The 13,041-nt window shown below is 60.7% G+C and carries 16 protein-coding genes and 1 tRNA gene; 4 read left to right on the forward strand and 13 right to left on the reverse strand.

Annotation, left to right across the window (positions count from 1 at the left end; genetic code table 11):
• Positions 1–263 precede the first annotated feature (263 nt).
• Complete coding sequence (locus AC0L2M_RS25535) at positions 264–446, reverse strand: hypothetical protein (RefSeq protein WP_156942545.1); 183 nt, start codon at positions 444–446, stop codon at positions 264–266.
• The gene (locus AC0L2M_RS25540) at positions 428–832 is read right to left on the reverse strand and encodes a hypothetical protein (RefSeq protein ID WP_473536228.1); all 405 of its coding nucleotides are present in this window, start codon (positions 830–832) and stop codon (positions 428–430) included. Before AC0L2M_RS25540 ends, AC0L2M_RS25535 begins: the two co-directional genes overlap by 19 nt.
• A gap of 181 nt (positions 833–1,013) precedes the next feature.
• Between AC0L2M_RS25540 and AC0L2M_RS25545 the strand changes: the two genes are divergently transcribed.
• The gene (locus AC0L2M_RS25545; protein WP_473536239.1) at positions 1,014–1,334 is read left to right on the forward strand and encodes a VOC family protein; all 321 of its coding nucleotides are present in this window, start codon (positions 1,014–1,016) and stop codon (positions 1,332–1,334) included.
• Between the two features lie 146 nt (positions 1,335–1,480).
• On the opposite strand, the gene AC0L2M_RS25550 is transcribed toward AC0L2M_RS25545, so the two are convergent.
• On the reverse strand, positions 1,481–1,819 hold the full coding sequence (locus AC0L2M_RS25550) for a 4a-hydroxytetrahydrobiopterin dehydratase (protein ID WP_023797260.1): 339 nt from the start codon (positions 1,817–1,819) through the stop codon (positions 1,481–1,483).
• Between the two features lie 782 nt (positions 1,820–2,601).
• Here AC0L2M_RS25550 and AC0L2M_RS25555 point away from each other — a divergent pair.
• Positions 2,602–3,033 (forward strand): group I truncated hemoglobin, encoded by a 432-nt coding sequence (locus tag AC0L2M_RS25555; protein ID WP_254020460.1) that lies wholly within the window; start codon positions 2,602–2,604, stop codon positions 3,031–3,033.
• A gap of 769 nt (positions 3,034–3,802) precedes the next feature.
• Here AC0L2M_RS25555 and AC0L2M_RS25560 read toward each other — a convergent pair.
• The 7 genes from AC0L2M_RS25560 to AC0L2M_RS25590 form a co-directional block, all read right to left on the reverse strand.
• The gene (locus AC0L2M_RS25560; protein ID WP_031254144.1) at positions 3,803–4,504 is read right to left on the reverse strand and encodes a GntR family transcriptional regulator; all 702 of its coding nucleotides are present in this window, start codon (positions 4,502–4,504) and stop codon (positions 3,803–3,805) included.
• A gap of 102 nt (positions 4,505–4,606) precedes the next feature.
• On the reverse strand, positions 4,607–5,347 hold the full coding sequence (locus AC0L2M_RS25565) for an aspartate/glutamate racemase family protein (protein ID WP_023797264.1): 741 nt from the start codon (positions 5,345–5,347) through the stop codon (positions 4,607–4,609).
• Positions 5,348–5,355: 8 nt separating this feature from the next.
• Complete coding sequence (locus AC0L2M_RS25570) at positions 5,356–6,078, reverse strand: ABC transporter ATP-binding protein (protein ID WP_023797265.1); 723 nt, start codon at positions 6,076–6,078, stop codon at positions 5,356–5,358.
• A 2-nt stretch (positions 6,079–6,080) separates the two neighbouring features.
• Positions 6,081–6,860: an ABC transporter ATP-binding protein gene (locus AC0L2M_RS25575; protein WP_023797266.1), complete on the reverse strand. Its 780-nt coding sequence runs from the start codon at positions 6,858–6,860 to the stop codon at positions 6,081–6,083.
• Between the two features lie 4 nt (positions 6,861–6,864).
• The gene (locus tag AC0L2M_RS25580; RefSeq protein ID WP_023797267.1) at positions 6,865–7,839 is read right to left on the reverse strand and encodes a branched-chain amino acid ABC transporter permease; all 975 of its coding nucleotides are present in this window, start codon (positions 7,837–7,839) and stop codon (positions 6,865–6,867) included.
• 5 nt (positions 7,840–7,844) lie between these two features.
• On the reverse strand, positions 7,845–8,711 hold the full coding sequence (locus tag AC0L2M_RS25585) for a branched-chain amino acid ABC transporter permease (protein WP_023797268.1): 867 nt from the start codon (positions 8,709–8,711) through the stop codon (positions 7,845–7,847).
• Positions 8,712–8,787: 76 nt separating this feature from the next.
• Entirely contained in the window at positions 8,788–9,990 is a 1,203-nt protein-coding gene (locus AC0L2M_RS25590) for an ABC transporter substrate-binding protein (protein WP_473536229.1), read from the reverse strand.
• 354 nt (positions 9,991–10,344) lie between these two features.
• Between AC0L2M_RS25590 and AC0L2M_RS25595 the strand changes: the two genes are divergently transcribed.
• Positions 10,345–10,473 (forward strand): hypothetical protein, encoded by a 129-nt coding sequence (locus AC0L2M_RS25595; protein ID WP_473536230.1) that lies wholly within the window; start codon positions 10,345–10,347, stop codon positions 10,471–10,473.
• 265 nt (positions 10,474–10,738) lie between these two features.
• Complete coding sequence (locus AC0L2M_RS25600) at positions 10,739–11,296, forward strand: hypothetical protein (protein WP_473536231.1); 558 nt, start codon at positions 10,739–10,741, stop codon at positions 11,294–11,296.
• Positions 11,297–11,709: 413 nt separating this feature from the next.
• Here the strand turns inward: AC0L2M_RS25600 and AC0L2M_RS25605 are convergent, their stop codons facing one another.
• From AC0L2M_RS25605 to AC0L2M_RS25615, 3 genes are all read right to left on the reverse strand, one after another.
• Positions 11,710–11,889, reverse strand: coding sequence for a hypothetical protein (locus tag AC0L2M_RS25605; protein ID WP_473536232.1), 180 nt, complete (start codon positions 11,887–11,889; stop codon positions 11,710–11,712).
• An 80-nt stretch (positions 11,890–11,969) separates the two neighbouring features.
• Positions 11,970–12,043: transfer RNA gene (locus AC0L2M_RS25610), tRNA-Arg, on the reverse strand.
• Positions 12,044–12,531: 488 nt separating this feature from the next.
• On the reverse strand, positions 12,532–12,939 hold the full coding sequence (locus AC0L2M_RS25615) for a hypothetical protein (protein ID WP_473536233.1): 408 nt from the start codon (positions 12,937–12,939) through the stop codon (positions 12,532–12,534).
• Between the last annotated feature and the right edge of the window lie 102 nt (positions 12,940–13,041).

Genomic DNA, 13,041 nt, shown 5'->3' on the forward strand with positions numbered 1-13,041 from the left:
CTTTCACGGGTACCAAGGAATCCGCGGTTACCTGCCTGCAAGTCCGCTATCCACTTTATTGCAGCCCCTCCGACGAATCGACACGAAGGTCCGGAGAGGGTCAGACCGCGCCAGCGGGCCTCGCAAGTTAAACGTCCGCTAACGCTCTCCCTGTGCCGCAAGCGGACTTACCGCTTTCGGCCCAGATGCGGCGGGATTGCGGGCACACAGGCACATCACGTTGTTGATCAGCATAACCCAAGCCATCGCATCCTTGTGCGTGTTCACAATGCTTCCTCCATCTCCAGAGCCAACCCGAATTGCCGCGCCTGATCCTTGGCGGCTTGGGCGAAACGGCCCTTGTCGTCACGCGGCTGCGCGGGCCGATGCACAAGATGCGCGGCGGAGGTCTGCGCGGGATGGGCGGGGTGCTCCCTTTTCAGGCGAATCAAGTCACTGAAACCCACGATTTACCTCCGTAGCGGCGGTTTTCATAAGCTACCTGCCGTTCGCGTTCCGCCAGCTCGGTCTCGTTTTCCGGGACGCTGAAGCCGGGTAGAACCAGTCGGTGCCATGGCCGTGTCGCTGCCCATAGCCGCGGTCTTCCAGTTTTTGCGTAAACGCCTTTTCGAGCCGAGGTTTCGTTGTTGCGCTCGCCCAGCTTTTCCACGGTGCGTAGGCGCATTTGGTCGGCACTTCGCCGCCTTTGCGCGCAGCATTCGGCCAGCCATTGGCCGATGGCGTCTTCGGCCTTGAGATAGGCGGTGGTGGCGTCGCGCACGCATTGCGGCGGCAGAGGGCCGTGCTGGTGCCAGGCGCGGCAGCCGGTATCCACGCCAGGATTTGCGGCCATTCGGCTTTCAGCTCTCAATTCGCGAGGCCCGGAACAACGGGCAGGCCCGGGTGTAACCGGGCGAAGCCTCCTTCGAAAATGAAGCTCACCTCGTTGCAGAGGGCCTAATATGGAGATCCATTTCAATCATACGATTCTGCCGGCTCGCGACAGCAAGGCCTCGGCAGATTTCCTGGCCGACATGCTGGGGCTGCCGGCGCCGCGGCGCTGGGGGCCGTTCCAATGGTCACGACCGACAACGACGCCAATCTCGACTATATGGATACCGAGGAGAAGGTCGTGCGCCAGCATTACGCCTTTCTGGTCGACGACGCCGAATTCGAACAGATATTCAACCGCATCCGCGAACGGAACTTGCCTTACTGGGCTGACCCCGGCCAACGAAAGCCGGGGGGAGACCAACGACCACGACGGTGGGCGCGGTCTCTACTTTGAAGACCCGAACGGGCATCTGCTCGAAATCATCAAGCGTCCGTACGGCAGCGGCGGCTGGAATCCGTGAGCGTCGCGCCAAGGGAGCCGGCCCGATGGCAATCACCGCCGTCGAACCCTCCCAATCTGAGGAATCGGTGTGTCACTCCTGGCGCGACTGAGCCGTTGGCGAACCGGGCAATAGACCCGTTCCGGCCGTTCAGAGCCGAGCGCCCTTTACAAACCGGCTAGCTGATTGATCTTCGCTGCCATGATGAAATCGTTCTCGTGCAGGCCCCTGATCTTATGGGTCTGCAGCGAGATTTCCGCGTAGCCCCAGCCGAAGCAGATGTCCGGATGGTGCCCCTCCTCTTCCGCCAACCGGCCGACCTCGTCGATGAAGGTGAGTGCTTCCCGGAAGTCCGCGAACTTAAATTTGCGGCGTATCAGGTGTCCCGCCTCCAGAAGATCCCAGCCGGGCGTCTGGGAAAGATATCCGCCGGCTTCCTTCTCGGTCAGCGGCGGTATGCCGCCACGGCAGGGCGTACAGGTTTTCTGGGCAATGCTCTCTGCCATGACGATCTCCCTTATTGCACATCGGGGTTCCAGGTGCAGCGACCACTGTTTACCGCACCCGATATTTGCTCGCATAGTGCTTGCGGAGAAACTTGCGAATCTGCTCGGCAAGGCGCTTGTTGTCGGTCTCCCTCGGCCGATCGCTGTGCTTTTGTGGACTCAGTCGATCGGTGCCCCGGCTCTGTTTCGGGTGATTGTGCATCTCAAATCACCTGCGGCAACGGGGCCGCCTTCCGTTCAAGAGACGATCTCGACCGGGGGCCGCCGATCGTGAGCCCGAACCGAGGACGCTCTCTGGCCACCAGCGCCGGCGACTTGTCTGTATCGCCCGGTCACTCCAGCCAGCGGATCTTGATACCCATCGGTCGCTTCATCGACGGCGTTGCGAAAATCCATTCCCACATGACCATTATGGCGCAGGTATTGTGAACGGCAAGCTCAAACCCGAACAGAACCGGTTTGCGCCGCCGATTCTAGCCGCCGGATTGGGTCAGTAAACGGCGAACTCGCGCCAGGAGCGGTCTTTCATGGTCCAGCCAATGAGTGTCCGCATCACCCTTGCAGGTGGCGCGGCGGCTTGCCGGTCCAGCGGCACACCGCGCGGTAAATCACTGGAAATCGAAGGGACGCTTTGCGTTTCGCCGCCTATACGGCCTGATCGCGAAATTGGCATAGCTGGAGCAAGCTTTTACGTGTAGAATTTCTAGGGCGTTGAGGGGACTAGACGCTGCAATCTTCCCCAGCGCCTCTCGCGCGCTGCCTGGCAAAGGGAGGAAGTCGCAATGAGATCAATCGCCAAGGAGTTTTTGCTTGCAGCGGCGGTAGTGATTGGTGTCACGCTCGCGGCGGGCGCGCAGCAGAAGAGCCTTTATGAGCGCCTAGGCGGACAGCCGGCGATTACCGCAGTCGTGGACAGGTTCGTCGCTAATCTCGCCGCTGACAAGCGCATCAACACCTTTTTCGCCAACTCCGATATTCCGGCCTTCAAGAGCAAGCTGGTCGATCAAGTCTGTCAGGCCTCGGGCGGACCCTGCACTTACACCGGCAAGGACATGAAAGCCGCTCACCAAGGCTTGGGGATTACGGAGGCGGACTTTAACGCCCTGGTTGAAGACCTCACCGCGGCGCTCGATCACTTCAAGGTGCCAAAGCAGGAAAAAGACGAGTTGCTCGGTCTTTTGGCTCCGATGAAAAGCGACATTGTCGAGGGGTAGGACTTATCCGCTACACGCTGCCGGATGGGTCAGGTCTTCCCGTACGACGCCTTCGATGGAAGGGTCCGCAAGGGGTCGACTCCGGTGGTTACGCGAAAGTCTGCTTTGGCAGCGCATCGCGAACGTCGGGAAACTGGTGTGCTCGCGTCATACATTTTTCTGCTGGCAATGCTCCACCAATCACGACGTTCCGAGACGAGGGCTTGAAGAGCAGCAGAGGGTCAGGTCACGACAATACTGACACCGGACTGAATGTCCGCTCTTGAAGATCGGCAGCTGGAAGCTGCCAGTCCGCTGTCGGCCCTAATGCGGCACATTTGGTTCTCGGCTCGGAAGGGTCGCTCTTGGCACAACTGAGCCCATGACGAACAGCGGATCCCGCATGTGAGCGAAGTCGTTCTGACGTTGTTGGACGTTTGTTCGCCCAAAGTCGCATAAAAGTGCAGTCTGGAACTGGCCTCTCGCGAGGGCCATCGACCGATCGCATCAGGTCGTATCAAGGCATAAGAAAAACCGGCAGTTTGCCCAATCCTTGCTGCGACTGCGCTGAGTCAAGCTCTAATCGGGCGCGTTGCCCGACCGTTGTGCGGGAGGGACTCTATGGCCCAGCAGGAGCAGGTGCAGTTGGAGGGCAGCGCCGCGGACTTAACGAGCGCTACTGTTATGACAGCAGGAACGAAGAAGCAGTCCTCATGGGCCGATGCATGCTATGCACGCCCAGCATGGTGCGGACATAGGCGAACTCCGGCGAAGAGTTTGACAGCGGAGATCAGCGCAAGATGTCCGACAGGCTCTCGGGCTTCTTCTCGCCAAGCGACAGATCAAGGCCCGACAGAAGGTCGATGAGATGACTTCGCATCAGGTCGGACGCGTTTTTTGCGTCGTGCTTTTCGATTGCATCGACGAGGGCGCGATGGGCGTGGCTTTCGCAGGTGGTGTCGCGGCGGTGCCAGTAGAGCGCGATGATCAGCGACGACCGCGACAACAGGTCTTTGACGAAGCCGGTCAGGATCGAATGGCCGGCGATTTCGGCGATGCCGACATGGAATTTTGCCGACAGCATTATGGCGTCGCTGTCGCGGCCGGCATGCAGGGCCTCGTGCTCTTTTTCGAGATGAAGCCGCAGTTGCGCGATCTCGGCCGGCTTTGCCACGTCGGCGGCAAGCGCCGCTACCTTGGGCTCGATCAGCGCCCGCGCTTCGAACACCTCGCGCGCTTCCTGCTTGGTCGGCTGGGCGACGAACGCGCCGCGGTTCGGCTCGAGCCGGGCCAAGCGGTCATGCGACAGCGCCTGCAGCGCCGCGCGTATCACCGCGCGGCTCACCGAATAGATCGAGGCGAGTTCGTCCTCGGGTAGTTTTGTGCCCGGTGCGAGGCGGTGGCTGACGATGGCATCGCGCAGGCCGGCATAGACCGGAAACCAGCGCATCGCCGGCTTGTCGTCCCGTGTCTTTGGTCGAAGCAGGTCCATCGTCTCATTGTCCCGGCGGCCGGATCGCATAGCGGCGCGAACACCGCGTTTCAGGCCGGACATCGAACATCCTGTGCGGGAATGTCAACAAATTTGCACGCATCAGGGTGCACGGCCGGAGGGCGAGAAGGGCGCAAAGATTCCGGCGAAGGATTTTTCGAGTGGAAGCTGGTAGCCGCCGCGCTTCGAGGTCGACAGGCCAAGGCCGACGAGGCTCTCGCAGAGTTTTACCGCGCAGGCGACGCCGTCGAGCACGGGAAGGCCATGTTCGCGGCTGAGCGCGGCGGCGAGGTCGGCCATGCCGGCGCATCCCAGCACAATCGCTTCGGCCCGGTCGTCGCGGATGGCGCGCTCGATCTCCTCCGAAATTCGATGGCGGGCGTTGGAGCCGGGCGCTTCGAGCTCCAGAACGGGAACGTCGCTTGCCCGCACCCTGGCGCAGCGGCTGGCGAGGCCGTAGCGCACCAGATTGTGCTCAATCGCCGGCACCGAACGCGACAGCGTCGTCACCACGCTGAACTTGCCGGCAATCAGGCTCGCCATGTGAAACGCCGCTTCGCCGATGCCGACCACCGGCATCTCGCCAACGCAGCGTACTGCGTCGAGGCCGGTGTCGTCGAAGCAGGCGATGACGCAGGCGCTCGCCGCCGGATGTCTCTGGATCTCGCCGATCATTCCCGGGATGGCGAAGACCTCGTCGAAATAGCCTTCGACGCTCGGCGGCCCGTCCTTCGGATTGACGGCGATGATCTTGGTGCCGGCCGAAGCCGCGCCGCGCGCCGCCTCGCCGATCTTTTCGGTCATGGACGCGGTGGTGTTGGGATTGACGACGAGTATGTCCATTTGCGCTTTCATATTTCGCCGCCGAGATAGAGTTTCTTGACCCGGTCGTCGCCAAGCAGCTCAGCCGAATGTCCGGCCAGCGCGATCTTTCCGGTCGTCAGCGCGTAGGCGCGCTGCGAGATGCGCAGCGCCATGCGCGAATTCTGCTCGACCAAGAGAACGCTGACCTTTTCGTCGCGATTGATCGCCACGATGGAGCGGGCGATGTCCTGGACGAGCTTCGGCGCGACGCCGAGCGAGGGTTCATCGAGCAGCAGAAGCTTCGGTTTGGCCATCAGCGCCCGCCCGATCACCAGCATCTGCTGTTCGCCGCCGCTCATCGTGCCCGCCGTCTGGGAATAGCGTTCCTTCAGGCGCGGAAAGCGCCCGAGCACCATGTCCAGCGTCCTGGCGATTTCGGCCTTGTCGGTGCGGGTGAAGGCACCCATCATCAGATTGTCGCGCACCGTCATGTAGGAAAAGACGCGCCGACCCTCCGGCACCATGGCGATGCCCATCCTGACCAGCTCGTCCGGGCGCGTTCCGTCGATGCGGTGGCCCCGGAAATGAATCTCGCCGCTGCGGACTTTCTTCAGGCCGGTGATGGCGCGCAGGATCGAGGATTTGCCCGCGCCGTTCGCGCCGATCAGCGCGACGGTCTCGCCCTCGTTGACGTTGAGCGACACGCCCTTCAATGCATAGACATGGTCGTAGTAGAGTTCGACGTCGGAGACTTTCAGCAGTTCGCTCATGGCTAAAATCCGATCGTCTCATCTTCGGCGCCGAGATAGGCCTCGATGACCTTTTCGTTCTCCTGGATTTCCTTCGGCGTTCCCTCGGCGATTTTCACACCGAAGTTCAGGACGACGATGCGGTCGGAAATGTTCATGACGGCGGGCATATCGTGCTCGACCAGCAGGACAGTCACGCCGCGCTTCCGCACGCCGCGCACCATCTCCACCGCGCGCACGGTTTCGTCATGGTTCATGCCGGCGAAGGGCTCGTCGAGCAGAACAACGGTCGGGTTGGTGGCGAGCCCGATGGCAATCCCGAGCGCGCGCAGATGGCCGTGCGGCAGCGTGCTGGCGATCTCATGCCGTTGCGCGCCGAGATCGAGGAAGTCGATGATCTCGTCGGCCGAGCGGCCGAATTCATCCTCGTCGCGCCGTGCGGTATTCGTGCCGAGATAGAAGCCGGCAAGGCTGGCATTGGAACGCAGGTGATGCGCGATGATGACATTGTCGCGCACCGTCATGCCCTTGAAGATCGTCGTCTCCTGGAACGTGCGCACCACGCCCTTCCGGGCGACGATATGCGGCGCCAGGCCTGAAATCCGCTCTCCCCGGAACAGCACTTCGCCCGAGGTCGGATTGAGGAAAGAGGAAATCAGCTTGAACAGCGTCGACTTGCCGGCGCCGTTGGGGCCGATGACGGAGAGGATTTCGCGTTCGCGGACCGCGAAGGAAACATTGTTGACCGCGACCAGCCCGCCGAAGCGTTTGGTCACGGCCTTGATCTGGAGAAGCTCAGTCATGGTCCTAGCCCTGCTTCTTGCCGAACAGCCTGAGGCTGAGCAGGCCATTGGGAAGGAACAGCATCAGCGCGATCAGCACCGAAGAGAAGATCAGCAACTGGAACTCGCCGGTCTCGAACAGGAAATCCCAGCCGAAATAGAGCACGAAGGTGCCGATCATCGGCCCGAAGACGTGGCCGAGCCCGCCGAGGAAGCAGTTCAGCATGAAGTTCACCGAGTCGGTGACGGTGAAGCTCGACGGATAGATCGACTGCGAGATGGCGACGAACATCGCACCGCCGAGACCGCCGAGGAATGAGGAGATGGCGTAGGCGATAACGCGCAGATAGGCGATGTTGACGCCGATCGAGGAGGCCAGTTCCTCGTTCTGCTGCAACGACTGGCAGAGTTTGCCGATGCGCGAATGGACTAGGCGGTAGAGCGCCGCAAAGCACAGCACCATCAGCACAACCGACACCAGATAGAAGGCGGGACGTGGATTGGCAAGCGTCGCGAAATCTGGAAGGATGGTCAGCCCGAAGATCGAGATGCCGCCGGGGAGCGGAATGCTGACCATGCCCTTGGCGCCGTTGGTGATCGGCAGCGCCAGCGCCAGCAGCCGCGCCACTTCGGTCAAAACCAGCGTGACCATGGCGAAATAGACGCCGCGAAGCCTGAGGATGGGCAGTCCGATCAGCACGCTTGCAGCGGCGCAGAATAGCCCAGCCAGCGGCAGTGTCAGCCAGAACGACACACCGTACTGGACGACAAGAATGGCCGAAACATAGCCGCCCATAAGCGCGAAGGCGCCCTGGCCGATATTGATGCGGCCGATGTAGAAAGTCACCCACACCCCGGCGCTGGCGATGCTGAGCAGCGCGACCGAGGTCAGCGTGTAGTAGAGGTCGAGCCGACCGGTCGCCTCGATCAGCCAGGGCACGCCGACGAGTACGACCAGCAGGAAGACAGCGACGGCGAGGATGTTGCGTGTACGCTTCATGTTCATCATCCCCACGGCTTGCCCATGAGCCCGTTCGGGCGGATGCTCAGGAACACCATCAGCGCGGCGAAGATGACGAGATAAGTGACGTCGCCATATTGGCGTAGCACCGTCAGGCCGACCGATTCCATCATGCCGAGGATGAAGCCGCCTGCGATCGCTCCGCTGACCACGCCGGCCCCGCCGATCATCACCATCAAGAACGCCTTGATCGAGATCGGCCCGCCGATGCCCGAATTGACGCCGGTGATGGCGACCAGCAGCCCGCCGACTATGCCGGCAAGCATGGCGCCGAGCGCAAAGCCGATCATCGAATAGCGGTCGACCTCGACGCCCATCAGCTGCGCCGCGACCCGGTCCTGCGCCAGCGCCCGCATGGCGCGTCCCGGCTTGCTGTACTGCATGAAAAGCACGAAGGAGGCGATGAACAGTATGGCGAGTGCGCCGACCAGCAGCCGGTCGTAAGGCATTATGAGGCTGTCGGAGACGAAGACGCCGTTGACGATCTTCGGCACGCCGCGCTGCTTTTCACCGAACAGGAGGAGGATCACGGCGTCGAGGAAGAATGCGACCGCCGCCGCGAGAAGCATCGTACTTTCCTCCCGCACGCTTCGCCTAATCACCGTTCTGAAAAGGAATTTCTCGACCAGCGCTCCAATGACCAGCAGCGTGATCCCGGACGCGACGAGCGCGACGACGAAAGGTATGCCGAGCTGGCCATAGACGGTGTAGGTGACGAAGCCGCCGAGAACGTACATCTGCCCATGGGCAAAGTTAAGCACGTTCATCAGCGCGAAGATCAGGGTCAGACCGAGCGCGATCAAGGCGTATTGCGCGCCAAGATAAAGCCCGTTGGCGATGACTTGTTCCATCAAGATGGTTCCGGCCGTTCAGAGGCTGAAGACGAATGCTCGAGCCTGTGCGGCAATCCGCTTCGGTGCAGTTGCGTCAATCGACTTGAGCGACGAAGAGCGTCTCGAACTTGCCGTCGCGGTATTCCGTGACCACCATCGGGACCGAAAGCTGGCGCTTCTGGCCAAACGACGTCATTCCGACATAGGTCAGTTTGGCATCGTCCTTCAGATAGGGATTGGGCGCCGAGAAAGTGTCGATCGTCTTCTTGAACTCCTCGACATTGTCGATCGCAGCCGGGTTCGCCTTCAGCGTCTCGATGATGTATTCGAGCGCGTAGACCTTGGTGTTGGACTCGTCATTGTATTCGCCGAACATTTTCGTATAGCGTTCGACGAACTCTTTCATCGTGTCGGATGCGATTTCGGGCGTCGATGCGCCGCCGACCGAGATGAAGCCGTTGGCCAACTCGCCCGCGCCCTCTTCCAGCACCTTGGCATCCTGCGCCGTTTCGGTGGAGATCAGGCCTTCGTAGCCGAGCTCACGCGCGGCGCGGATCAGCAGCGGCGCATTGCCCGGCGCGACGCCCGAAAGCACCAGCAGGTCCGGTTTTTGCAAAACGATCGGCGTCAGTACCGGCGTGAAATCGCGGGTATCGTTTTGGTAGACATCCGTGGCAGCCACAATCTCGAGCCCGAGTGCCTTTGCCGCGGCAACACCGCCATCCCGCTGGCTCAGCGGATCGGATTCGTTGGCGGCGACAAAGGCAACTTTTTTCACGCCCCTGTTTTCCATGAGATATTTGTAGATCGCCGGAGCCGACTGGTAGTTGGCGATCATGCCGAGCACGGCGTTAGACGCCGGCGGGGTGTAGAGTTCCTTCGGGAATGCGTAGGGAAAATAGATGATGCCCTTGGATTCTGCCACGGGACGCACCGCCGCCGCGCCGTCGTCGACATTCGGACCGACGACATAGTGGATGCCCTCCTGGGCCATCTTCTCCATGCCGGCGATCGCCCGCTTCGGGTCCTTCTGGTCGTCGAAGGTGACGATTTTAATGTCATAGGTCTCGTCACCAATCTTCACACCGCCGGTTTCGTTGATCCAGGCGGCGCGTGTCTGCATCGAGCGGACGTTGGATGTGCCCCACGCAGCGGCCGCGCCACTCGTCACGCCGACAAAGCCGATCTTGAGTTCCTTGTTGGCGGCGTGCACCGTGATTGTGCCGCCGGCCATGATTGCCAGTGCGGAGACGGCGCCGAGCGCGGCGAATGTGATTATTGAACGTCTGTTGATCATTGTTCTTCCCCTTGGAGGCCGCGCATTGTTGCGACAGAACTCGACCGATACGCGGACTTATGTGAGTGAAGGCTCAAATCAATCACCTGTCAACAAAACTTTTAAAGATTGTTGACAATCTGGTGACCGGCCGTAGATGAAGGACGTAGGACCGATCGCGGTTCGGTGCTTTGCTCGAGAGCTTCGTGGTGTCTGAATTCCTGAAGCTCGCGTCGTGGTCAGAGCGACGGGTGTCTTTCTCACACTACCGGACCAAGGATCAGGACTAGGTCACGTCGTGATCGAGGATCGCGCGGTCGGGTCGTCGGTATCGAAGTGAAGGCCTCCGCAACGGTTCCGCAGGACTTTCGGGGATTGCGCCAGTTGCAGGAAGGAGTCCGCGATCGTTTTGTGCGCGGGCTGGTGCTGCACGACCATCACCGTGTGACGCCGTTCGGCGAAAAATTGCAAGCTGCACCGCTGTCGATTCCGTGGTCAATGTAGAGTTTCATAAAAGGCGGCGTGGAACTCGAACGTTCCGCTCAGGGCAGGCGCGCGGCCGCAAACTGTGGTAGGTGCTCGTTGCACATATCTTGGTCGCCCAGAGTGCCTCGTTGAGGCCATGCCGGCAAAGGCGGAAAGATGTCGGCCTACACGCGTTGGCCCGTGGGCAAGGGCTGTAATTGCCCCTTGGCGTGCTCGGAGGATAGGGCATGTGGAACGATGTCCCTATCGCAGTGTTAAATGGCGAAAAGAGGGAGGCAGTACGGTGGCTGATCTCAAAGAGACGGCATTGGTCGCGCGGCTGGCGGCGCGGCACGGGTTGTCAAGGGACGCGGTAGAAACCGTGCTGCGTGCCCTGCGCTCGGGCGGGGGTTCCATGGCCCAATTCAGCCATGCCGAATTCGGCGGCATGTCGCAGTGGTCATCAGGCATGACAATGGTCGGCGACATGTTCAACGATGCGCTAAGGGCGAAGCTGAACGCTGTGGCCACGGATCTCGCAGCCTATCTGCGGGAGAATCCTGAGGTTGCCCATAATGAGCCTGCCGAAGTGAGCTATAGATCGCATCAGCAGGTACCTGAAAGTTGGCCGGGCGGACTCGGCACACCCTCATCGACTGGATCGCAGAACCATTTGCGCTACGCGATCTATCCCGACACGCGGCGACTGGTCATCGAGGATGCCGGCCGGCGCACGATCTACGACACCGGCGATCACGTTATTTCGGGGATCGCCCAGGCGCAAAGTACGGATGCGACACTGACATTCCGCAGCCAGAACGGCCTTGTGCGGCTCTCGGAGCTGAAGAAGGTCGAGGCTTAAGGCGCGGCCCTACTAATGCCTCGCGGTGATGCTCGCGCCGCGCGCCATTCACAGCAGCGCGAGGCGCCTAAAGACGTCCTTCTTCGCCTCTTTTCGGTTCCGCCGCCGCTCCGTCTGCGGCCTGCTCCAGGCGCTCGACCGCCAAATGTCGGCGCGTCGGCTCTTTCGGCAGCCTGAAGGAATTCGACAACGGTCGACATCAGACGCTCGGCAACTTTTCGGTTCATGGCCAGTTCGATCGGGTCAGAATCGGTATCCAGTTCAAGAATACCGATCAGCGGATCTCGTGAGATTAGGGTGGGCATCGCTGGCAAGCAGTCTGTTGTATCCCGTTTTGCTGGGCTTGCGCTTCATGTGTGTCTCCGGCGGGAAGTGCGCGGTTCGGCGATTCTTCGCCTAAGTAGAGCGACACACTAGGACGGACGATCGATGCGCCGCTCATAAAGCTTCCCCGCAAGCGCATGGTGCCGTTGCTCCAACACCATCCACCGGGCGAGGTCAGTCCGAACGTCGATCGCGGATAGTTCGGCAAGGATTGCCTTGATCTCGACTATGATACTCTGGGCTTCTTGGTCGTCGCTGGGAATGATCATGCTCGCCTCCTAGATGGGCAGCAAACCACGGAATGCCCCATTTCAATAGTCCGTCGGGGAACCAAAGGAAATCAAAATGACGCGCTCGGCAGGGTTCGAACCTGCAACCTACGGATTCGAAGTCCGGTGCTCTATCCAGTTGAGCTACGAGCGCATGGCGGGTTGGGAATCGAGCGTTCCGGTGGGCCGACGTGAACAACCCGAGAGAGGGCGGAGGCGATGGCGCCGTTCTGATCACCCGGTCGCTATGGCAGGTCGTAGGTAGTGACGGTCGGCAGCGACCGTATCTCGCCCTTATTCTCGCCCGCTCAAGTGATTGCCGCCTCGTGGAAACCGGCTGTTTTCGAGGCTACCTGTTGAAATGCTCTGGATATCTGGAAGTACCCACAGTCAGAGCAGTCGAACTCCAGATAGTCACCGGCAGTCAGTTGTAATTGTTTCGTCGCCTTCCTGCAAATCGGGCACGGAGCCGAAAGCTTTGCCATTCCATGTCCTCCCGATACGCTTGAAAGAAACCATACGCGGCACTCACGCACAGGCAGCGCTATTGCGTTGATGGAGTTCTTGATCGGCGACTGCCCTTGGCTACCAAGCGCAACGAACGCCGGCGGAAGAAAGAGGCGGCTTAAGGAAGTGACTTGGCTAGATCAACCGATGCCGCTCCTTAGATTCGTTTGCCCGTCGCCTCGTGCCACTGGTGTCATTGGTTTTTACTCGCTGCGCCGCGTCGCTTTGAGCCCGATCTGAGTTCTTCTTCCTTCCGCTAGCGCCGCCTTCATTCTCCCATCGCTCGATCGCCCTCCGTTCGAGCGCCTTACGCGTCTTAAGCACGTCGAACTCAATGCCGACGCCAGCCGATAGAGCTTCACTCGCGATGGCGTCGGCAAGATCGGCGTCGGAGATTTCCAGTTCAGGAAAGATCTGTCTTATTGCTGCTAGGGCTTCCGAGAGAGCAAATGGTTTCAGGTCTCTTTGGACCTCGTTGAGGAAGACGCTAATTGCGGCGCGCACTTCAGGCTGAATTCGGTGGGTCGGGTCCGCGCTATTCATGGCGATTCTCCCTGGCAATCGTCTTAACGGTGCATACGCGTTGAGGGTTCCCCCACGCGCGCGGGCAGCAGTATTCGCGGGTAGCGACCACAGCCGGTGTGG

The organism is Mesorhizobium sp. WSM4806 (genome assembly GCF_055811635.1).